Below are 21,314 nucleotides of genomic sequence, written 5' to 3' on the forward strand. Positions count from 1 at the left end.
GGTGTTCCCCCTTGGATGAATAATTATTCCATATACTTAATATTCTACAGTTATACCATACATTAGACAAGAAAACACATCCCTTTTGGAATGTGTTTACAACAATTCATGTGCTTTCTTGACTGTTTCGTCAACCAACGATTCAGAAACTTCGGCGATTTCACTGCCTTCAGCACTGGATTGAAGATGGAATAAAAACTCAATATTGCCTTCTCCGCCGGTGATCGGTGAAAACGACATGTTTTTTACATGAAATCCGGAATCAACTGCGAATTTACCGACTTTGTTCAATACATCGCGGTGTATTTTCGGATCGCGGATGATGCCTTTTTTCCCTACATTTTCCCTACCGGCTTCAAATTGGGGTTTCACCAATGCAATAACATCGCCACCAGGCACCAGAACCTGCTTCAAGACTGGAAAAATAATGCGCAAAGAAATAAACGAAACATCGATCGTAGCAAACTCCGGAAGCCCTTGATTGAAATCTTCGGGTTTGGAATGGCGGAAGTTGACACGCTCCATTACGGTCACGCGTTCATCCTGCCTGATTTTCCAGGCCAATTGGTTATAGCCGACATCAAGCGCGTAGCAATGCTTTGCCCCGTTTTGAAGGGCACAATCCGTAAATCCGCCCGTCGAAGAACCGATATCGAGCATCAGTTTTCCGTCAACCGATAAATCGAACTCCTGTAAGGCCTTTTCAAGCTTTAAGCCACCGCGGCTGACGTATTTCAAATCATTGCCTTTCATCTGCAGCGGAGCATCCTCCAGGATTTTTTCGCCTGGTTTGTTCATCCGTTCAGATCCTGAATAGATGATTCCAGCCATAATGGCACGCTTTGCTTTTTCACGTGTTTCACAGATGCCCCGCTCGACTAACAGGACATCTACACGCTCTTTTTTAGGTTTGTTCATAGAATAGTCGAACCTGCCTGCGTTTTGGATTGCGTCCATTTCTTGACGACACGGACAACTTCATCGCTGTTCAGATGGATTTCATCCATCAATTCAGAGACGTCGCCGTGTTCGATGAATTGATCGGGAATCCCCAGACGGTCAATAACCGACTCACGATAATTATTATCTTGTGCAAATTCCAGAACAGCGCTCCCGAACCCGCCTTGAAGAACGGCTTCTTCAATCGTTACAACCGGAACTTTAAGTTCGAAAATGCTGTGAAGCATCGCCTCATCCATCGGCTTGATGAAACGGGCATTGACCACTTGTGCTGAAATGCCTTGCTCAAGCAATTGTTCTGCCGCATGCATCGCCATTGGAATGGTAGTACCGAATGTCAGGATTACCGCATCGGTCCCTTCGTTCAATACTTCCCATGAGCCGATCGGCAATGCCTGAAGCTCTTCGTCCATCGGTACGCCCAGGCCGTTGCCTCTTGGATAACGGAGCGCAATCGGTCCGCCATTGTAATCAATTGCTGTTTTGACCATATGTTGTCCTTCGTTTTCATCTTTCGGCATCATGATGACCATATTCGGCAAATGGCGCAGGAAAGCGATATCGAACACGCCTTGATGCGTTTCTCCGTCTGCTCCAACTAGGCCGGAACGATCGATCCCGATAAAGACATTCAAATTCTGGCGGCAAATATCGTGGACCACCTGATCATAAGCACGCTGCAGGAAAGTCGAATAGATAGCCAGGAACGGTTTCATGTCCTGAGTCGCAAGTCCTGCAGCCATCGTGGTTGCATGCTGTTCGGCAATCCCGACATCAAACATGCGGTCAGGAAATTCAGAAGCAAATCCTTCCAATTTCGATCCGACCGGCATAGCGGGCGTAATAGCCACAATGCGCTCATCCGTACGTGCCAATTTGCGGACGGTTTCCGCCACAAGGCCGCTCCATGAAGGTGCTTTTGAAGAAGATTTCACTAAGTCGCCTGTCTCCATCTTATAGGGTCCGATTCCATGCCATGTGCCGATTGTATCCTGTTCAGCAGGCAAAAAGCCTTTGCCTTTTTTCGTAACGACATGAAGCAGGACCGGACCTTTTGTTTTCTTGGCATAACGCAGATTGTCTTCCAGCTCTTCCAGGTCGTGGCCGTCGATCGGCCCGAGATAGGTAAAGCCCATTTCTTCGAAGAACATTCCGGAAACCACCAGGTATTTCAAGGAATCCTTGACGCGTTCAGCTGTAGACGCAAGTCTGCCGCCGACTGCCGGTACTTTCTTCAATAGGTATTCCAAATCATCTTTGACTTTATTGTATTTTCCTGCAGTCCGCATACGGCCGAGCATGCTGTGCATGGCACCGACATTCGGGGCGATGGACATTTCGTTGTCATTTAAAATGACGACCATGTCTGTCTGCGCATGTCCGATATGGTTCAGTGCTTCAAAAGCCATACCGCCGGTCAAAGCTCCATCACCGATGATCGGGATGACGTGATTGCTGTCTTTTTTGATGTCGCGGGCTGCTGCCATTCCCATCGCTGCCGACAATGAAGTCGAGCTGTGTCCGGTTTCCCAGACATCATGGTCGCTTTCATTGCGTTTCGGAAAGCCACAAAGGCCTTTAAATTGGCGTAATGTGTCGAATTGTCCAGCTCTTCCCGTCAGGATTTTGTGGACATAAGATTGATGTCCCACATCCCAGATAAATTTGTCCGACGGGCTGTCGAATACTTTATGCAGTGCAACTGTCAGTTCCACCACTCCAAGATTCGGACCGATATGCCCGCCTGTTCTTGATAAGTTCTCTATTAGAAACCGTCGAATATCTTCACTTAATACTTCAAGCTGCTTGGTAGTCAGCTCTTTTAAGAAAGATGGACCAGTAATCGAATGAAGATCCATTGCCATCACGCACCTTTTTATAGAAATTTTTCCTTCAGACTGTCTGTTCATATTATATCAATACATTGGGAATGTACAAATCAGAGCCTTTAAAATCAGCTTTTTCTTTCGACGATCAATTGAGTCAATTGCAGAAGCAATGATTTTTCACCGCTCAATTCCCCCAGTGCATTGATGGCTTCAGAAGCATGAAAGTCCAGCTTTTCTTTTGCTTTCGGCAATGTCAATATCCCCGGATAGGTGCTCTTTTCGCTGGATTCGTCTTTCCCGGCTGTTTTTCCCAGTTCCTGGGAAGTTCCAGTAACATCCAAAATATCATCCTGGATCTGGAAAGCAAGTCCTAGATGCTCCCCGAAACGGCTGAGTGCCATAATCTCTTCATTGGTCGCTTGAGCTAAAATACCACCGGCCAGAATGCTATAGGTCAGCAAAGCCCCCGTTTTCAAGCGGTGTACCTGTTCCAACTCTTCAAGCGTCAATTTCTTTTCTTCGCCTTCAATGTCCAGCACTTGGCCGCCTACCATTCCTTCAGCTCCTGAAGAAACACTCATCAAATCGATCAAGCGTATTTTATCGTCGCTTGAAACATTTTGCAGCCGTGCGACGATGCCGAAGCTGTAGGTCAACAATGCATCACCGGCAAGAATGGCGATGGCTTCACCGAACACTTTGTGGTTGGTCGGCATGCCCCGGCGCAGGTCGTCATCGTCCATGCTCGGCAAATCATCATGGATCAGTGAATAGGTATGGATCATTTCAATCGCAGCCGCCACTTTCAGCGCATCCGGATGTTCCTGTCCACTCAGTTCATGAAGTACTGCCAACAGCAGAATCGGACGAATGCGTTTTCCACCGGCCTGCAACGAATAATGCATCGATTCCTTCAGTGAATCCGGAATCGACAGAGACAGAATCTGCTCAGCCATTTCCTGTTGGATGAGCGGTTCGTAATGGGTGCGGAATTCGGTTAAGTTCATTTGGCATTCCCGTCCATTTCTATGTCAGCCGGCACTTCTTTGCCGTCTTTCATCATGGTCACCAATTGGCTTTCCGCGTTCTGTAATTTATCGTGGCAGACTTTCGAAAGCTCCATGCCTTTTTGGTAAAGTGTCAATGCCTGTTCAAGCGGTACATCCCCCTGCTCGAGCTGGCGGACGATTTCTTCAAGTTGTTCCATTGCATCATTGAACATGATTTTCTTTTCAGCCATCGTTTCGGTCTCCTTCGTTTGCTGGATTTATCTCATCGACAGTCGTCAGGATAGTGCCATCCTGCATCGCCATGGTCAAGCGGTCGCCCACCTTCACCTGCGATACACTTTTGACGACGGCTCCTTCTATATAAGGAATTGAATAGCCGCGATCCATAATTTTCAGCGGACTCAGCGCATCTAATGTGCGGATTGCAGAAGACAGCTGCTGTGAGCGGTTCTTCAGCAATTGGTTCATTTGGTAATCAAGCCTTCTTGCAAGTTCCGTCACATCTGTCTCGGACTGCCGGATACGTTGGAGCGGCACACGTGATTTCAATTGCTGATCCAGCGTCCGGTAGCGTTCTTTTGAACGGTTCAACTGCTGTAGGGATTCCCGCTGCAGTGAATCGGTGGCGCGTTCGACGCGCTCGATGAACGGCCGGTACAAGCGCTCCGGATAAGCCAGTGGAAAAGATGAAGTCATTCGGTTCAAGGCTTGCTTTTGCTGGTTGACGGCTCCTGAAACAGTCCGGTACATCTGACTGCGGTAACTTGTCACACGTTCCAGCAGCTCTGCCTGGCTAGGTACAGCCAGCTCTGCAGCAGCTGTAGGTGTCGGCGCCCGAAGATCCGATACGAAATCGGCGATGGTCGTATCCGTTTCATGGCCGATGGCAGAAATGACAGGTATACGCGAGTCAAAAATGACCCGTGCTACCGCTTCTTCGTTGAATGCCCATAAATCTTCAATGGACCCACCGCCTCGTCCAACGATCAATACATCAAAATCGCCTTTATTGGCGGATTGGATGGACTGGACGATCGATTGTGTCGCGCCCGCCCCTTGGACAAGTGTCGGATACAGCACGACATCCGCCAGCGGATAGCGGCGGTGCAGCGTGATGATGATGTCACGCACGGCAGCACCTGTCTGGGCAGTCACCACCGCGATCCGTTTTGGAAAACGCGGCAATGCCTGTTTATGGGAAGCTTGGAACAGCCCTTCTTTAGCCAACTTCTCTTTTAATTGTTCAAATGCCAAGTAATAATCACCGATACCGTCAGCCTGCATCGACTGGGCATACAATTGATACTGGCCGGATGCCTCATAGACCGAGACATCCCCGCGGATCAGCACCGTCATGCCACTTTCCGGTTTGAATTTCACGGACTTGGCGCTTGCAGAAAACATGACGCCCGGCAAACGGGCGGCATTGTCCTTTAAAGTGAAATAAATATGGCCGCTTGTATGGATTTTAACATTCGACAGCTCCCCTTTTACATAAACATCGCGTAAATGGGGATCTGCATCGAATTTCTTTTTTATGTATTTGGTTAACGCTTTGACACTCAAGTATGGGTCGGTTGACACACTTTCAACCCCTGTCTGTGAATTTAAAAAGCTGTCTTTCTTTCGAAAAACAGCCCTATTGCTCTTTATTTTACATGCTTATGCCTGTTTTGTCTTTGATAACCCTTTTTCAGCGGACTCCAATGTATTTCCCATCAGCATCGCGATGGTCATCGGTCCGACGCCGCCTGGAACCGGTGTCACGAAGCTGGCGGTTTCCTGGACATCTTCGAAATCGACATCTCCACATAATTTGCCGTTTTCATCCCGGTTCATGCCGACATCGATAATGACTGCGCCCGGTTTGATGAAACTATGGTCGATGAATTTAGCTCTGCCAATCGCCGCAATCAGAATATCCGCCTGAGCCGTGAATTGTGCCAAATCCTTGGTTTTTGAATGGCAATAGGTCACAGTCGCATCTTTCTGCAGCAGCAACTGGCCGATCGGTTTGCCGACGATATTACTGCGGCCGATCACTACAGCGTGTTTGCCTGCAGGGTCAATGCCATAATGCGACAACAATTCCATGATGCCGTGCGGGGTGCATGGCAGAAAGGCCTCTTTGCCGATCATCATATTGCCGACAGAAATCGGGTGAAAGCCATCCACATCTTTTTCGGGACTGATTGCCGAAATGACCTTGAATTCGTCGATTTGCTGCGGCAGCGGCAATTGGACAAGGATGCCATGGATTTCCGGATCCCGGTTCAAGTCATCTATTTTTGAAAGCAATTCCTGCTCGGTCAAGGTATCCGAAAACTGGTGAAGGTCTGAACGCATGCCAAGTGCCTCGCAGGTCTTTTTCTTGTTTTTTACATATGTAAGGGAGGCGGAGTTTTCTCCAACCAACACAACGGCAAGTCCAGGGATGATGCCCTGTTGCGCTAATTTTTCTACGCGTTCTTTTACCTGGACTTTAATTTTCTGGCTTACTGCTTTTCCATCAATCAATTTTGCAGTCATGTAAACTCCTCCAATTAATTTGCTGTTTCGTCAGTGAACTTCGACAGGACGCCATTAACAAATCGACTTGATTTATCGTCCCCGAAAGTTTTGCTCAGTTCAATCGCTTCGTTCATAATAACCCGTGATGGAGCGTCTTCCATATAGCCCAGTTCAAAGATAGCCATGCGAAGAATCGTCCGTTCAATCTTCGGCAGCCGTTCCAATGACCAGTTTTCCAGATGGCCGACAAGCTTTTCATCGATTTCCGCCATATTGGCATGGGTGCCCTGCACCAATAAATTATAGAAATTATCGTTTTCTCCAGCCATCACATGGTCCATGGCCTCATCGATGGTCAATTCAGTGCCCTCTAATTGAAATAAGGTCTGAAGCGCTTTTTCGCGTGCTTCGTGTCGTTTCATATTGTATCCGATCTCCTTTTCACAGCTAATTATCCCTCATTATACAGGTATTCCGGCTGAACTTCCATGTTTGAAATGTTCGGTCAATAGTTCATCTTCGCCTTTGAAAATCCGGTTTGTGGGAGGAATATTTTGGGTTTAGCCGGCAAAAACAAAGAGAAGGCTGCCCCAAAGCCATTGTAAGGGCCTTGGAGCAGCCTAGCTGCTTATTCTGCTGCTTGGGGTTCGAAATTGACACCGGTAATATGGACATTCACTTCTTGCGTTTGAAGTGAAGTCATGTTTTCCAATGTCTGCCGGACCTGCTCTTGAATCTTTAAAGCCGTCTTCGGAATCGATACACCATAATTGATGACACAATAGACATCAATGGCCAAGCCTTCTTCAGACAAATCGGTTTTGATGCCTTTGCCGTGGACTTTTTTTCCTAAACGTTCGACGACGCCGGACGCGAAATTGCCGCGCATACTGGCGACTCCCTCAATATCCGTCGCAGCGATGCTTGCAATGATTTCCAGAACTTCAGGAGCCACTTCGATATTGCCCAAATCCTGTGCTCCATGAGATTTCATGCGTACATAAGGTGCTATTTTTTCTGCCATTTGAAAAGCTCCTCCTTAAGATCCCAGCACATCGTATTTTTCAAGGAATTTCGTATTGAAATCTCCTGATTTGAATACTTCGTGATCCATCAGTTTCAAATGGAATGGAATCGTCGTAAACACACCTTCGATGACGAATTCGTCCAACGCGCGTTTCATTTTCGCTACCGCTTCTTCACGTGTATCGGCGAATGTGATCAATTTCGCCACCATGGAATCATAATACGGCGGAATGGTATATCCCGAGTACATTGCAGAATCGATTCTTACACCCATGCCGCCCGGCGGAAGGTACATATCGATTTTTCCCGCTGATGGCATAAAGTTCTTAGCTGGATTTTCCGCATTGATGCGGCATTCGATCGACCAACCTTTAAAGGTTACGTCTTCCTGAGAGTAGGCCAATGTTTCGCCTGAAGCAACCCGCAATTGCTGTTGGATCAGGTCAATCCCGGTAATCATCTCCGTCACCGGATGCTCTACCTGGATACGCGTGTTCATTTCCATGAAATAGAATTTCTGGTTGACAGCGTCAAAGATGAATTCCACGGTTCCCGCTCCGCGGTAGTTGACCGCCAAAGCTGCCTTGACCGCCGCTTCGCCCATTTCCGCGCGCAACTCGGGCGACAAAGCCGGTGATGGCGCTTCTTCAACCAATTTCTGCATGCGGCGCTGGATAGAACAATCACGCTCGCCTAAATGAATGGCATTGCCATGGGAATCGGCAAGCACCTGGATTTCGATGTGGCGGAAATCCTCGATGAATTTCTCGATATAAACGCCTGGATTGCCGAAAGCTGCTGCCGCTTCTTTCTGCGTCATGTTCAGGCCGGTGATGAAATCTTCACGTGTACGGGCTACGCGGATTCCTTTTCCGCCGCCTCCAGCCGTTGCTTTGATGATGACCGGGAATCCGAGTTCATCTGCAATGCGCAAGCCATCTTCTTCACTGGCTACGATGCCGGTAGAACCTGGTACAACAGGCACTCCTGCTTTGCGCATCGTTTCACGTGCCACATCCTTCGTACCCATACGCGAAATCGCATCCGCTGTCGGGCCGATGAACATGATGTCGCAAGCTTCGCATAGTTCCGCGAAGCTGGCGTTTTCAGCTAAAAATCCGTATCCCGGATGAATGCCGTCGCAATTTGTCAGTTTGGCAACCGACATGATATTGGAAAAGTTCAGATAGCTGTCTTTCGATAATTTTGGGCCGATGCAATACGCTTCGTCTGCCAATTCGACATGAAGTGCTTCTTTATCGGCTTCTGAGTATACAGCAACCGTCTCGATATCCATCTCTTTGCAGGCACGGATGATCCGGACCGCAATTTCGCCACGGTTTGCAATCAATACTTTTTTCATCGTCTTCATCGCCATCTCCCCTTTCCTCAGTTTGCTTTCACGAGGAATAAAGGTTGGCCGTATTCCACTAGCTGTCCGTCTTTTACAAGAATTTCAGCAATTTCTCCATCCACTTCCGCTTCAATTTCGTTGAATAATTTCATCGCTTCGACGATGCAGACAACTTGGTCCGCACTTACTTTAGTTCCTGCCTGTACATAAGCAGGTTCATCCGGTGATGGAGATTCATAGAAGGTACCGACCATTGGAGACAGGATTTTGTGGTATTCCGAATCGTTGTCAGCTGGTATTTCTGGTGCTTCCTGAGAAACCAGTTCTTCAGCCTTCGGTTCTTTTACCGGTGCAGGAGCACTTGGCGATTCTACAGCTTTTGGTGCCTGGGGTGTCTGGATGGATGAGCTGGCGTTTGGTTGAACTGTGCCTGAACCACTCTTTTTCATCTTGACTTTGACGCCTTCAAATTCATAAGAGAACTCTTCGATAGATGACCCATCGACCAATTTGATAATTTCACGGATTTCTTGAATTTTCATATTCATCCTACTCCCCTAATTATGTATTTTACTGATTCCTATTCCATTTTAGACTTATTTAGTCTATTTTGAAACACTAAATCTGATTTTTTAAAAAAAGGCCTCTTAAAAAGAGGCCTTTTATTTTTGCTTATTGAGCTCTTGAAACATACGAAGAATCAGTGGTATTGATGATCAGATGGTCGCCTTCATTAATGAAGAACGGTACCTGAACCGTCAATCCTGTCGATAATTTCGCCGGTTTCGATCCGCCGCTTGCTGTATCGCCTTTAATGCCCGGATCCGTTTCAACCACTTCAAGGACCACTGTATTCGGCAATTCAACACCAAGAACTTCTCCCTGGAATTGAATCACTTGAACTTCCATGTTTTCCTGAAGAAACTTCAATTCGTATTCAATGTTCTTTTCAGGCAATTCGATCTGGTCGTAAGTTTCTGTATCCATGAAAGCATGCATATCGCCATTTGCATACAAATATTGCATCTTGTTGTTGTCGATCTGTGCTTTTGCTACCTTTTCACCTGCACGGAATGTTTTTTCTGTGACACTTCCCGTACGCAGGTTGCGAAGCTTGGAACGCACGAATGCCGCGCCTTTGCCGGGTTTTACGTGCTGGAATTCCATAACGCGCCAAATTCCGCCATCCACTTCAATTGTGACACCTGTTTTAAAATCGTTTACTGAAATCATAATAGTTCCTCCGTTTGTTATAAAATGCGAAGCTCTTTTGTGGAGTTAGTCAACCGTTCATTTCCTGACTCGGTTATCAGTATATCATCTTCAATGCGAACTCCGCCAACTCCTGGCAGATAAATGCCGGGTTCCACCGTTACAGCCATCCCTGGCTCCAGAATCGTTTCCGATCTGAATGACAAGCCGGGGCTTTCGTGGACTTCCAAACCGATGCCATGGCCTGTAGAGTGTCCAAATGCCTCGCCATAGCCTTTTGACTTGATAAAATCGCGCGCAATCGCATCCGCTTCTATACCACTCATGCCCGGACCGATTTTTTCAACGCCTAATTCCTGCGCCTTCAATACAATATCATATATTTCTTTCATCTGCGCAGAAGGTTCGCCGACTGCGACCGTACGGGTGATGTCCGAGATATAGCCATTATAGAGGGCGCCAAAATCCAATGTGATCATATCGCCATCTTCAATAACTTTATCCGTGGCAACACCATGGGGCAGTGCCGAACGGAGACCCGAAGCCACAATGACATCAAAACTTGAAGACGTGGCTCCCTGTTTTCTCATGAAAAATTCCAATTCATTGGAGACCTCAAGTTCAGTCAGCCCTGGACGGATAAATCCGCAAATATGTTCGAAGGCGTCATCCGCAATTTTAGCGGCGGCTTTTAGAACAGCGACTTCTTCGGGTGTTTTGACCATCCGGATCTTTTCGATCAAATTGCTGATGGGTTCCATCTCCACTTCCACTTTCTCTTTATACTGCAAGGCTGTGGCATATGTCATATAATCCTGTTCAAAAGCAAGCGTTTTGATGCTTAAGGAGTCGATGGCCTGAACCGCTTCGTCCATCAGATTTTTTTTGGCTTGGACCACTTCAAACTCTTTGACCTGGACACTGGCCTGTTCGGTATAGCGGAAATCCGTAATGAAGACTGCTTTGTCCTGAGTGACAAGCGCCAGTCCGGCTGTGCCGGTAAATTCAGTTATATAGCGCAGATTAAAAGGGCTGGTGACGAGGATCGCCTCCACATCCCGACGTTTCATTTCAGTGCGTAATTTTTGAAGTTTCAATCGATTCATCCTCTCTCTTGTCTTAAAAGCAGCGCATGCAGCGCCAGTTTGTAAACATCCTGCCCGAATCCCACAATCTGCCCGATCGTAACTGGAGAAATGTAGGAATGATGGCGGAATTCTTCCCGTTTATGGACATTCGATATATGTACTTCGATTACAGGAACCTCGATAGCGGCAATGGCATCCCGGATAGCGATGCTGGTGTGCGTATAAGCCCCCGCATTCATGACGATGCCGGATAGTGCTTCATCGCCGGCTCCGTGAATCCAGTCGATCAATTCCCCTTCATGGTTCGACTGCCGGCAAATCAATTCGATATTGTGATGATAGGAAAATTCCACCAGATCCTGTTCCAGTTCTTCCAGTGTAAACGTTCCATAGGCTTCTTTCTCCCGTTTGCCCAGACGATTTAAATTAGGGCCGTTCAAGACCAGCACTCGCATTCAACCTTCTCCTTCCCCTGACACATTCTTCATTATTTTAACATATCGGAACAATCGAGCAAATATTACGAAAAGCGGAAACGGCCGTTAAGCTCCGAAAGGCATAAGCCAATCTGGCGAAGCGGCGTACTTTGCCGCACAGCCAGAGTGGCTTATGACCCGAGGAGTTGGCCGTTGGAGCTGGACACTAAGAAAAGCGGAAGCAACCGTTTAGCCCCGACAAGCGCTGGAAGGCTCACCGGTAATGGCGCGGTTTGCCGAAGCGGCGTTTTTTTGCCGCACAGGCGAAGCGACTTAAGACCCCGAGGTTCTAGGCGCTGCAGCTGGACAACAGAAATACGGAAGCGTCTAACAGCTGAACCCGACCTAAAACCACAACTTCCCGCCACACGCTTACTGGACCCAAACCTTAAGGCAGCTCCATTAAATCAATGCATAAAAAAAGCGCGATGGCTGCTCGGCCATCGCGCTGTTCATCTTATAATCCGCATTTCAATTGAGCGTTGCAGTTGGTGCAGGTATTGCAGCCGCCCATTTCTTCCACTGTACCTTTACGGCAGACTGGGCATGTATCGCCCACTTCAGAACCGATACTCACATTGGTTGAACGGAGATCCTGGATCGTGTCGATCAGGACGATCGGACGCTTGCTAGTTTCTTCCGGCTGATCCTCTTCTTCAAAGGTATTGTCTTCAGCTTTCAGTGTCAGGACCTGTGAGTCCCGGCTGCCGTCGACATATACTGTACCGCCTTTTGCTCCGCCTTTGTACAGACGCTCATAGACGCCTTCCACCTGTTCGACCGTGTAGCCGCGTGGTGCATTGACGGTTTTCGAAATCGAGGAATCGATCCAGCGCTGGATGATGCATTGAACATCCGCGTGTGCTTCTGGCGCTAAATCCATGGATGTAACGAATGCCTTCGGCAAGTTCTCTTCATCCGCTTCCGGATTGTTCTTCAAGTATTCACGGACGATGTCAGCTTTGACCTCGATGAATTTCCCAAGGCGGCCGCTGCGGTAGTAGGTGAATGAATAATAAGGTTCCAGTCCGGTTGAAACGCCGACCATTGTTCCGGTAGACCCTGTTGGCGCCACTGTCAATAGATGTGAATTACGGATGCCTTTTTCCAGGATCGCTTCACGGACGTGTTCCGGCATGTCCTGCATAAATCCGGTTTCTGTGAAAGCTTTGCGGAGTGCCGCTGTTTCATCATCGGTTTTGCCGACAAGGAATGGGAAACTGCCGCGTTCTGCTGCCAAGTCAGTCGAAACTTCATAAGCTGCGGTAGCGATTGTCTTGAAAATCTCATCCACTAGCTCATTGCCTTCCGGAGAGCCATATTCCTTGTCGCAATAAATCAACAGATCGGCAAGGCCCATTACGCCAAGCCCAACACGGCGTTCTCCAAGTGCCTGTACTTCGTTTTCTTCAAGGAAGTATGGAGTTGCATCGATAACATTGTCCTGCATACGAACACCGACACGCACCGTTTCCTTCAAAGCTTCAAAATCAACTTGCTTCGTCTTCGGATCTGCAAACTGAGCCAAGTTGACCGCAGCCAGGTTGCAGACAGAATACGGTGCCAAAGGCTGTTCGCCACAAGGGTTCGTCGCAACGACTTTTTGTCCGTAAGCGGCAGCATTTGTTTTTTCATTAGCGTTATCGATAAAGAAAATGCCTGGCTCCGCTGAGTAGGTCGCACAGATATTGATCAGGTTCCATAGCTCGCGCGCTTTCATTGTACGGTAAACACGTACACCGTGGCCCATGCGTTCCCATTCACGAACATCGCCAACTTCCTGCCACTGTTCATTGTAGATAGCCATCTCTTCTTTCGAATAAGATTCCACAGCCGGGAAGCGAAGGTCGAAATCCGCATCGTTTTCGACTGCTGTCATGAAGTCGCTTGTCAACGTGACAGAAATATTGGCACCTGTCAAAAATTCTTCGTTATGGACTGTATAAGTTCCGCCATCCCGCAATTTCGTTTCCGCGTCGCGCATGATTTTCTCGTTGAATCCGCCCATTCCAGGAATCGCACGGTAATTCAGGATCCCTTGATACATCGCATCTTCCTGCTCTGTCAAAGGCTTGAATTTCAGTTTATCATGAGCCAATTTCTTGATGGTCTCATCTTCGGTATTTTCGATCAAATAACGCAAAATGCGTGGATTCTGCATTTTCGAGATGATGAATTCCGCAATATCCGGATGCCAGTCGGCAAGCATGATCATCTGTGCTCCGCGGCGTGAACCGCCCTGCTCGACAAGATGCGTCAGTTTCGCGATATCGTCCAACCACGAGACAGAACCAGACGATTTACCGTTGACTCCGCGAGCCAATGTGTTGCGCGGACGAAGTGTCGAACCGTTGGTGCCGACACCGCCGCCGCGGCTCATGATTTCCATCACCTGTTTGCGGTGATCGGAAATGCCTTCGCGTGAATCAGCTACAAACGGCATAACGTAACAGTTGAAATACGTCACGTCGGTATCTGCCCCTGCTCCATACAGGACACGGCCAGCGGGAATGAATTTCAATCCAACCAATTGCTGGTAGAATTTTTCGAACCACTCCTGACGCTTTTCCGAAGTTTTCTCGACTGACGCAAGGCCTGTTGCATTCCGTTTCGCAATCTGCTCGTAAAACACTTCCAGCGGCTTCTCAATCACTTCAATCGGACGATTGACGATGCCTGCCTGCTGCTCTTCCGGTTTGTCGATTGCGCTTCTATAATCTTCCTCGATCCAGACCTGCGCTTTATTGGACTCCTTATCGATGGAAACGATATAGCCGAGCCCACGAGCTGGAAATTTCGGATCTTCTTTGACAGTCAAGACAACGAAATCGCCTGCCTTAAGTGTCTTTTTCTCCGTATCCTTAAAAGAATAACGGTCGATCATCACGAGGCGGGATACACCTTTATGCGTCAATTTCATATCCGGAGTAATTGCGTGCACTTGCGGGAACGTTTCGATATCTTCGTTTAACGCTCTTGAATTTAATGAATACTGGGATTGTGTGGCGGAAACCATTTGACAATTCCTCCTTCGTGTTATATGGAGTTAGATACTATATATAGTATTACTTCAATTCCCAGCATACTACATGTTGAAACTTCTTTTCAATAACAATTTTCTGATGGAAATTTCCCATGTGATGGAAAGCTTTATTTACCAGCGTTTCCATCATTGGAAATCTCTAAAATGAGCCAAAAGACTCTCACGCCCGGAAATTCCACTCAGCATTGGCGTATTTTTTTTCTTCCAAAGCCTTGACATCTGCCAGTTGCTGCTCAGACAAATGATAAGCTTGCAGATCGATGGACAGCGCCTGCTCAAATCCGGACTTGAATGCCCGGACGCATTCTTCAGCTGTAGCGGGCTCCTCGCGCAGGGAGTTGATCGACACCGCTTTTTCAGGGATTTTTGCGCGCATCCGCTCTTTAGCCTGTTCGCTTGAAAATTTGAAAACCGATAGGAGCTTTTCAGCATCCAGATCTATCAGTATAGCACCATGCTGCAAAATGACACCTTTTTGGCGTGTCTGCGCACTGCCTGCGACTTTTTTTCCTTCGACGACCATTTCATACCAGCTTGGCGCATCAAAACAAACAGCTGATTTCGGTTTTTTCAGATCCGCCCGCTTCTCATCTGTATCCGGTACAGAGAAATAAGCATCCAGTCCCAAGTTCTTGAAGCCTTCCAATAAACCTTCACTTAATACACGATACGCTTCCGTAACCGTTTCCGGCATATCCGGGTAATCTTCACTGACGATGATGCTGTATGTAAGTTCATGCTCATGGAGAACCCCTCTGCCTCCTGTCGGCCGGCGGACAAATCCAAGGCCGAGCCGGTTGACGGCTTCCATGTCAATTTCCTTTTCCACTTTTTGAAAATAACCGATTGATAGGGCAGCAGGCTGCCAGCTGTAAAAGCGGATGACCGGCGGAATCAATCCTTCACTGTGCCAGTTCAATAAGGCTTCATCAAGAGCCATATTGAACGAAGGGCTGCTCGCACCTGAATTTATAAAAACCCATTTTGGATATTTCACAAGATCGCCTCCTATTTCCGCTAATTAGTGTAACATTGGCATTGAATATCCGTCATCTCTTCTTTTATAATAAAAGAAGATGAGAAAGGGGCAAGAACATTGGAATTTCTGTACATCGCAATCGCCATACTGCTGGCAATCATCATTTACGCGGTAATTTCTTATTTCCGCATCAAAAAAGCGGTCACTAACCTGACACAGGAACAATTTATCGAAGGCTATCGCAAAGCCCAGTTGATCGACGTCCGTGAGCCGAAAGATTTTGCGGCTGGCCACATCCTGGGAGCACGAAATATTCCCCAATCGCAATTGCGTCAGCGCTATAAGGAAATCCGCTCGGACAAGCCGGTTTATTTATATGACCAGAACGGGGCACGCAGCGGCCGCGTCGCAATTTTCCTGAAGAAGAAAGGCTATAACCACTTGTTCCAATTGCAGGGCGGTTTCAAGCAATGGACCGGAAAAATCAAATCCAAAGCTTAAACTTCAAGAACTCTTCCAGAAATGGAAGGGTTCTTTTCTATCTCACTTTGATTGCGTTGAAGAAATCATGTGAAACCTTCCAAGCTTTTTCTTCGCGATAAAACGATACGGGAAATGCTTCCTCATCATTTGGCCATCGGCACAGGCTCTGAACTCGCCCTAAACCCGTCCGCTGTCGTTTCTGACGGGTTCTGGACTATTGGGGAGACAACAACTGCCCATCACCATTTAAACAGCTATCCGTTTGATTTGACGACAATTTCAGCCAGGCACAATGCACGGGAAAACCACAGGACGAAAGTCGACACACAAAAAAATAACCGGGACGCTCCAATTTGGCTCATCGGTTTTATTGCTGCACATAAGAAAAAGGCGCGGAGGCTGAACAGCTTCCACGCCTTTTTAAAGATATTATTCGTCTTTATAGTAACGAAGCACGGGCTTGCGCGCAGCTTTCGTTTCGTCCAAACGGTTGATAACCGTGGTATGCGGTGCATTTTGGACGATTTCCGGATTTTCTTCCACTTCTTTGGAAATCTGGATCATCGCATCGATGAAGGCATCCAACGTTTCTTTGGACTCAGTTTCCGTCGGTTCGATCATCATGCCTTCCTCCACATTCAATGGGAAGTAGATCGTTGGCGGATGGTAGCCGAAGTCAAGCAGGCGTTTTGCCATATCCAATGTACGGACACCCAATTTTTTCTGGCGTCGGCCGCTCAATACGAACTCATGCTTGCAATGGCGGTCGTACGGCAAATCGAAATGAGGCTGCAGTCTGCGCATCATATAGTTGGCATTCAATACTGCATATTCCGTCACTGCCTTCAGGCCATCCGGCCCCATGGAACGGATATACGTATAGGCACGTACGTTGATGCCGAAGTTGCCGTAGAAAGGCTTGACGCGGCCGATGGAATCCGGGCGGTCGTAGTCGAACGTATAGGCATCGTCTTTTTTCACCAATACCGGTTTCGGTAAATATGGAAGCAAGTCATTTTTCACGCCGACTGGGCCAGATCCAGGTCCGCCGCCGCCGTGAGGTCCAGTGAAGGTCTTATGCAAGTTCAAGTGAACCACATCAAAGCCCATGTCTCCCGGACGTGCTTTTGACATTACCGCGTTCAAGTTGGCGCCGTCATAATACAACTTGCCGCCGACCTCGTGAATGATGGCTGCCATTTCAAGGATCTGCTCTTCAAACAGGCCAAGCGTATTCGGATTTGTCAGCATCAATGCTGCCGTATCGTCTCCGACTACACGCTTCAGGTCTTCGAGATCTACAAGTCCCTGATCGCTTGACTTAACTGTCACGGTTTCAAATCCAGCAACGGTCGCTGACGCCGGATTGGTGCCATGTGCCGAATCGGGAACGATAACTTTCGTTCGTTTCAAGTCGCCCCGCGCTTCATGGTAGGCACGGATCATCATCAATCCGGTCCATTCCCCGTGTGCACCCGCAGCTGGCTGCAGCGTGACTTCATCCATGCCGGTGATTTCTTTCAGATGCTCCTGCAGATCGAACATCAAAGCAAGAGCTCCTTGAACCGTTTTTTCATCCTGCAATGGATGGATGTTTGCGAATCCAGGGAAACGCGCAACGGTTTCGTTGATTTTCGGATTGTATTTCATGGTGCAGGAGCCCAGTGGATAGAAACCTGAATCCACGCCGTGGTTACGGTTGGACAAGGCTGTGTAATGGCGCATAATGTCTAGTTCCGATACTTCAGGCAGTTCAGCTGCCTCCGTACGGATCAAATCAGCCGGCAAGAGCTCACTCAAGTCGACTTCCGGTACGTCAAGCGTCGGCAGGCTGTAGCCAACGCGGCCTTCTTTGGTCAATTCAAAAATTAGCGCTTGGTTGTCCTTATGCATGAGTAGCCCCCACTTCCTGCACTTTTGCAGCAACTTCCTGCACAAATGCATCGATTTCTTCTTTTGTCCGCTGTTCAGTGACTGCAACCAGCATATGGCCAGTAAACTCTTCATAGCTCAATCCAAGATCATAGCCGCCGATCATGTCGCTTTCAAACAAGCGGTCGTTTAACTGTTTGACAGGCTCTTTTGTTTTCACGACGATTTCATTGAAGTGGGCACCTTCAAACGCAATTTCAAGACCCGCTTTCTTCAATTGCTGCTTCATATAATGGGTTTTCACGATATTTTGTTTGGCGATTTCCTGTGTGCCGACTTTGCCGAGTGCCGTCATGGCAACCGATGCAGCCAATGCATTCAAGGCTTGGTTCGAGCAGATATTAGACGTCGCTTTGTCGCGGCGGATGTGCTGTTCACGCGCCTGCAGGGTCAACACAAATCCACGGCGGCCTTCTTCATCCGTCGTTTCGCCGACCAAACGGCCCGGTACTTTGCGCATCAATTTTTTTGTGACGGCGAAATAACCGCAATGAGGCCCGCCGAATGCTTCCGGAATACCGAAAGGCTGTGCATCGCCCACTGTGATATCTGCTCCGAGTTGGCCAGGAGCAGTCAATGCGCCTAGCGCCAACGGATTGGAAGAAACGGACAATAACGCGCCGGCTTCATGGACGATCGGTTCGATTTCCTTCAGGTTTTCAACCTGTCCGAAGAAGTTCGGGTATTGGATCATCACGGTTGCGACGTTTTCATCGATCATCTCTTTTAATGCATCCAGGTCGGTATGGCCGTCCTTCAATGGAATTTCCACAACCTCGATCGACTGGCCAAGTGCATAGCTGCGGACAACAGCACGCGACTCCGGATGGACTGCATTCGATACCAGAATTTTTTTGCGTTTCGTGTGTCCCGCAGCGAGCATTCCAGCTTCGGCGAGTGCCGTTCCACCGTCATACATGGAAGAGTTGGCGATATCCATGCCCGTCAATTCACTGATCATCGTCTGGAATTCGAAAATAGCCTGCAACTCACCCTGAGAGATCTCAGGCTGGTAAGGCGTATAAGCTGTATAGAATTCAGAACGCGAAATCACATGATCCACGATGATCGGCTTGTAATGGTCGTAGACGCCAGCTCCCAGGAAAGAAGCGTAACGGTTGGTGTCGGCATTTTTTGCCGCGAGTTGAGCCAATTCCTTTGTCAATGAAGACTCTGATTTGGCTGCTTTGATATTATATTCGCCTTTAAAACGAACTTTTTCCGGGATATCCGAAAACAATTCATCGATGGATTCGATGCCGATCGTTTCCAGCATTTCTTTTTCGTCTTGAGAAGTCATTGGTAAATAGCGATGTTTCATCGAGTGCTGTCCCCTTTTCAAGTTAGATTAGTTGGATCGTTTGTAAAATGGTGTTTCCACTGTCTTCGCTTTTAATCGTTTGTTGCGAATTTCAACTTCCAGTTCGATTCCCACTTCAGCCCATTCACTTGAAACCAAAGCCAGCCCGATGTTTTTTTTCAAGGTCGGCGATTGAGTGCCTGTAGTCACTTCTCCGATTTTTTTGTCTCCTGCGTAAACCGCATAACCATGGCGTGGAATGCCTTTGTCGATCATTTCAATGCCCACCAATTTACGCGGGACTCCTGCTTCTTTTTGCTCGGCCAATGCTTGTTTGCCGATGAAATCCTGTTCTTTCTTCAATTTCACCACAAAGTTGATGCCGGCTTCAAGAGGTGTAATGTCTTTCGACAATTCTTGGCCGTATAAAGCAAGGCACGCTTCAAAACGCAAGGTATCACGGGCGCCAAGACCTACCGGCACAACACCTTCCGGCTGTCCTTCAGACAGGATGTTTTCCCATAGAACGGCCAGTGCTTCAGGTGCTGCATAAATTTCAAAGCCATTTTCCCCGGTATAGCCGGTCCGGGATAAAATGACCTGTTGTCCAGCCACTTCCACATCCTGTTTAAAGCGGAAAGGTTTGATTGCCGAAAGGTCTTCCTCTGTCAGGCGCTGAAGCACCGCTTCAGCCAAAGGACCCTGCAATGCCAATAAACCGTAGCGTTCAGAAGCGTTGTCCAATGCCACGTCGCCTGTTTTGGCCTGTTCCATCCAAGCGAAATCCTTTTCGATATTGGACGCGTTAACGACTAATAGATAATGCTCGTCGGCCAACTTGTAAACCAATAGATCGTCCACGGTACCGCCATCTTCGTAGCACATCGCTGTGTACTGCGCCTGGCCATCCTGGATTTTGGACACATCATTGGTTACGAGATGCTGGAGATAGTCTAAACTGTCTGCTCCTGTTACGAAGATCTCACCCATATGCGATACATCAAAAAGTCCTGCTTTTGTTCTGACCGCTTCATGTTCTTCTTTGATGCTCGAAAATTGCACAGGCAGTTCCCAACCACCAAAATCAATTGTTTTGCCACCATATTTCGAATACATTTCAAACAGAGGTGTACGCTTTAACTGTGCCAATGATTTTCCTCCTCATTTTTCAAAACCCTTCCGGCCAGCTTCACTACGAGCCTGGACACGAAAAAAGGACAGAGATTTCCCTTTAAAGGGAAATCTCTGTCCTGGAACCTGAAAGTTTACCATAATGGCTTTCCTCGTTGGTAGCTGACATGCAGCATTCTCCAGAGATGCGTCCTGTACGAGTCTTTTTGCCTGAGAGATTCATAACTTCTGTTACTTGCTCCTTCGGCGACGCATGTGCGTTCTCTCCCCATACAATCATCCGCCCAAATCAAAATTGATTGGTCCAAACCGTTATACAGAATAGTATAACTTTGAATATATCCTAACATTGAAAGAGAGAAAGCGCAAACTTTTTTCTTTAGAAGGCCAAAAGGCGAATGATTTGATTTATTGAAATCAAATCATTCGCCTTTTAAACGTTTTACTTGAAAAGCAGCGTATTGTGTAATCTGGCGCAAGGTCCGGTATTCTGTCCGGATGGTGATATGCGCAGTTTGTTTATAATCCCGGTAGCGCGCTTTATGCAACGCTTCGATTTCGTCACGAGTGGATTGGCGGACAATCGGACGATTCGGATCCCGGTGAATCCGTCGCCAGATTTCGCGGAACGGCGCATCCAAAAATAACACCAAACCCGTATTCCTCATGATTTTCTGGTTTTCTTTCCGCATGGTGACGCCGCCGCCCGTGGAGATGATGCAATAATCGTTTTTAAAATTTTGCAAAAACTGCGTTTCCAGTTCCCGAAAATATTCTTCGCCATGCTGCTCGAAAATTTCCGGAATCGTTTTCCCTGTCTGTCGGACGATTTCTTTGTCCATATCGTAGAAGGGCAGTTTTAACAGGAAGCTCAGCCTCCTGCCGACCGCGCTTTTCCCGCAGCCCATGAATCCAATCAAATATATTCTGTTCATCCTACCCACCCGATACTTACCTCTACTCAGGTATTTTTTTTTGCT

Annotated in this window: 20 protein-coding genes and 1 riboswitch; of the genes, 1 reads left to right on the forward strand and 19 read right to left on the reverse strand. The window is 47.7% G+C overall.

Annotated elements, in window-relative coordinates; genetic code table 11:
• Nucleotides 1-96: 96 nt before the first annotated feature.
• The 15 genes from K8U60_RS09655 to K8U60_RS09725 form a co-directional block, all read right to left on the reverse strand.
• On the reverse strand, nucleotides 97-918 hold the full coding sequence (locus K8U60_RS09655; protein ID WP_223637788.1) for a TlyA family RNA methyltransferase: 822 nt from the start codon (nucleotides 916-918) through the stop codon (nucleotides 97-99).
• Entirely contained in the window at nucleotides 915-2,819 is a 1,905-nt protein-coding gene (gene dxs / locus K8U60_RS09660; RefSeq protein ID WP_223638462.1) for a 1-deoxy-D-xylulose-5-phosphate synthase, read from the reverse strand. The genes K8U60_RS09655 and dxs overlap by 4 nt, the downstream gene beginning before the upstream one ends.
• 95 nt (nucleotides 2,820-2,914) lie before the next feature.
• Complete coding sequence (locus tag K8U60_RS09665) at nucleotides 2,915-3,796, reverse strand: polyprenyl synthetase family protein (protein WP_223637791.1); 882 nt, start codon at nucleotides 3,794-3,796, stop codon at nucleotides 2,915-2,917.
• Nucleotides 3,793-4,029 carry an exodeoxyribonuclease VII small subunit gene (gene xseB, locus K8U60_RS09670; protein ID WP_142827851.1) on the reverse strand — a complete coding sequence of 79 codons (237 nt, stop codon included), beginning with the start codon at nucleotides 4,027-4,029 and terminating at the stop codon, nucleotides 3,793-3,795. Before xseB ends, K8U60_RS09665 begins: the two co-directional genes overlap by 4 nt.
• Nucleotides 4,022-5,383 (reverse strand): exodeoxyribonuclease VII large subunit, encoded by a 1,362-nt coding sequence (gene xseA / locus K8U60_RS09675; RefSeq protein WP_223637794.1) that lies wholly within the window; start codon nucleotides 5,381-5,383, stop codon nucleotides 4,022-4,024. Before xseA ends, xseB begins: the two co-directional genes overlap by 8 nt.
• A 78-nt stretch (nucleotides 5,384-5,461) precedes the next feature.
• Nucleotides 5,462-6,328, reverse strand: a complete 867-nt coding sequence (gene folD / locus K8U60_RS09680) for a bifunctional methylenetetrahydrofolate dehydrogenase/methenyltetrahydrofolate cyclohydrolase FolD (RefSeq protein ID WP_223637797.1) — start codon at nucleotides 6,326-6,328, stop codon at nucleotides 5,462-5,464.
• 14 nt (nucleotides 6,329-6,342) lie between these two features.
• Nucleotides 6,343-6,732, reverse strand: coding sequence for a transcription antitermination factor NusB (nusB, locus tag K8U60_RS09685; RefSeq protein WP_223637800.1), 390 nt, complete (start codon nucleotides 6,730-6,732; stop codon nucleotides 6,343-6,345).
• Nucleotides 6,733-6,938: 206 nt separating this feature from the next.
• A complete protein-coding gene (locus tag K8U60_RS09690; protein WP_223637803.1) occupies nucleotides 6,939-7,334 on the reverse strand; it encodes an Asp23/Gls24 family envelope stress response protein in 396 nt (131 codons plus the stop codon).
• A 15-nt stretch (nucleotides 7,335-7,349) separates the two neighbouring features.
• The gene (gene accC, locus K8U60_RS09695) at nucleotides 7,350-8,699 is read right to left on the reverse strand and encodes an acetyl-CoA carboxylase biotin carboxylase subunit (RefSeq protein ID WP_223638480.1); all 1,350 of its coding nucleotides are present in this window, start codon (nucleotides 8,697-8,699) and stop codon (nucleotides 7,350-7,352) included.
• Nucleotides 8,700-8,725: 26 nt separating this feature from the next.
• A complete protein-coding gene (gene accB / locus K8U60_RS09700) occupies nucleotides 8,726-9,232 on the reverse strand; it encodes an acetyl-CoA carboxylase biotin carboxyl carrier protein (protein WP_223637813.1) in 507 nt (168 codons plus the stop codon).
• A gap of 130 nt (nucleotides 9,233-9,362) precedes the next feature.
• The gene (gene efp, locus K8U60_RS09705; RefSeq protein WP_223637816.1) at nucleotides 9,363-9,923 is read right to left on the reverse strand and encodes an elongation factor P; all 561 of its coding nucleotides are present in this window, start codon (nucleotides 9,921-9,923) and stop codon (nucleotides 9,363-9,365) included.
• 17 nt (nucleotides 9,924-9,940) lie between these two features.
• Nucleotides 9,941-11,008: a M24 family metallopeptidase gene (locus K8U60_RS09710; protein WP_317851920.1), complete on the reverse strand. Its 1,068-nt coding sequence runs from the start codon at nucleotides 11,006-11,008 to the stop codon at nucleotides 9,941-9,943.
• Nucleotides 11,005-11,445 (reverse strand): type II 3-dehydroquinate dehydratase, encoded by a 441-nt coding sequence (gene aroQ / locus K8U60_RS09715; protein ID WP_223637819.1) that lies wholly within the window; start codon nucleotides 11,443-11,445, stop codon nucleotides 11,005-11,007. Before aroQ ends, K8U60_RS09710 begins: the two co-directional genes overlap by 4 nt.
• A gap of 478 nt (nucleotides 11,446-11,923) precedes the next feature.
• Entirely contained in the window at nucleotides 11,924-14,482 is a 2,559-nt protein-coding gene (locus tag K8U60_RS09720; protein WP_223637822.1) for a vitamin B12-dependent ribonucleotide reductase, read from the reverse strand.
• 187 nt (nucleotides 14,483-14,669) lie between these two features.
• The gene (locus K8U60_RS09725; RefSeq protein WP_263298645.1) at nucleotides 14,670-15,449 is read right to left on the reverse strand and encodes a lipoate--protein ligase family protein; all 780 of its coding nucleotides are present in this window, start codon (nucleotides 15,447-15,449) and stop codon (nucleotides 14,670-14,672) included.
• 156 nt (nucleotides 15,450-15,605) lie between these two features.
• Here K8U60_RS09725 and K8U60_RS09730 point away from each other — a divergent pair, with 156 nt between their 5' ends.
• Nucleotides 15,606-15,989, forward strand: a complete 384-nt coding sequence (locus K8U60_RS09730) for a rhodanese-like domain-containing protein (RefSeq protein WP_223637828.1) — start codon at nucleotides 15,606-15,608, stop codon at nucleotides 15,987-15,989.
• A gap of 411 nt (nucleotides 15,990-16,400) precedes the next feature.
• Here K8U60_RS09730 and gcvPB read toward each other — a convergent pair whose 3' ends face one another.
• The 4 genes from gcvPB to K8U60_RS09750 all read right to left on the reverse strand — a co-directional run bounded on the left by gcvPB (nucleotide 16,401) and on the right by K8U60_RS09750 (nucleotide 21,269).
• Nucleotides 16,401-17,864: an aminomethyl-transferring glycine dehydrogenase subunit GcvPB gene (gene gcvPB / locus K8U60_RS09735; RefSeq protein ID WP_223637831.1), complete on the reverse strand. Its 1,464-nt coding sequence runs from the start codon at nucleotides 17,862-17,864 to the stop codon at nucleotides 16,401-16,403.
• Nucleotides 17,857-19,224 carry an aminomethyl-transferring glycine dehydrogenase subunit GcvPA gene (gcvPA, locus tag K8U60_RS09740; protein ID WP_223637833.1) on the reverse strand — a complete coding sequence of 456 codons (1,368 nt, stop codon included), beginning with the start codon at nucleotides 19,222-19,224 and terminating at the stop codon, nucleotides 17,857-17,859. Before gcvPA ends, gcvPB begins: the two co-directional genes overlap by 8 nt.
• A gap of 27 nt (nucleotides 19,225-19,251) precedes the next feature.
• A complete protein-coding gene (gene gcvT / locus K8U60_RS09745) occupies nucleotides 19,252-20,352 on the reverse strand; it encodes a glycine cleavage system aminomethyltransferase GcvT (protein WP_223637850.1) in 1,101 nt (366 codons plus the stop codon).
• A 170-nt stretch (nucleotides 20,353-20,522) separates the two neighbouring features.
• A riboswitch (glycine riboswitch) is annotated at nucleotides 20,523-20,614 on the reverse strand.
• Nucleotides 20,615-20,756: 142 nt separating this feature from the next.
• Nucleotides 20,757-21,269: a shikimate kinase gene (locus tag K8U60_RS09750; protein WP_223637853.1), complete on the reverse strand. Its 513-nt coding sequence runs from the start codon at nucleotides 21,267-21,269 to the stop codon at nucleotides 20,757-20,759.
• Nucleotides 21,270-21,314: the final 45 nt, after the last annotated feature.

The organism is Planococcus circulans, from assembly GCF_020023385.1.
GTDB lineage: Bacteria > Bacillota > Bacilli > Bacillales_A > Planococcaceae > Planococcus.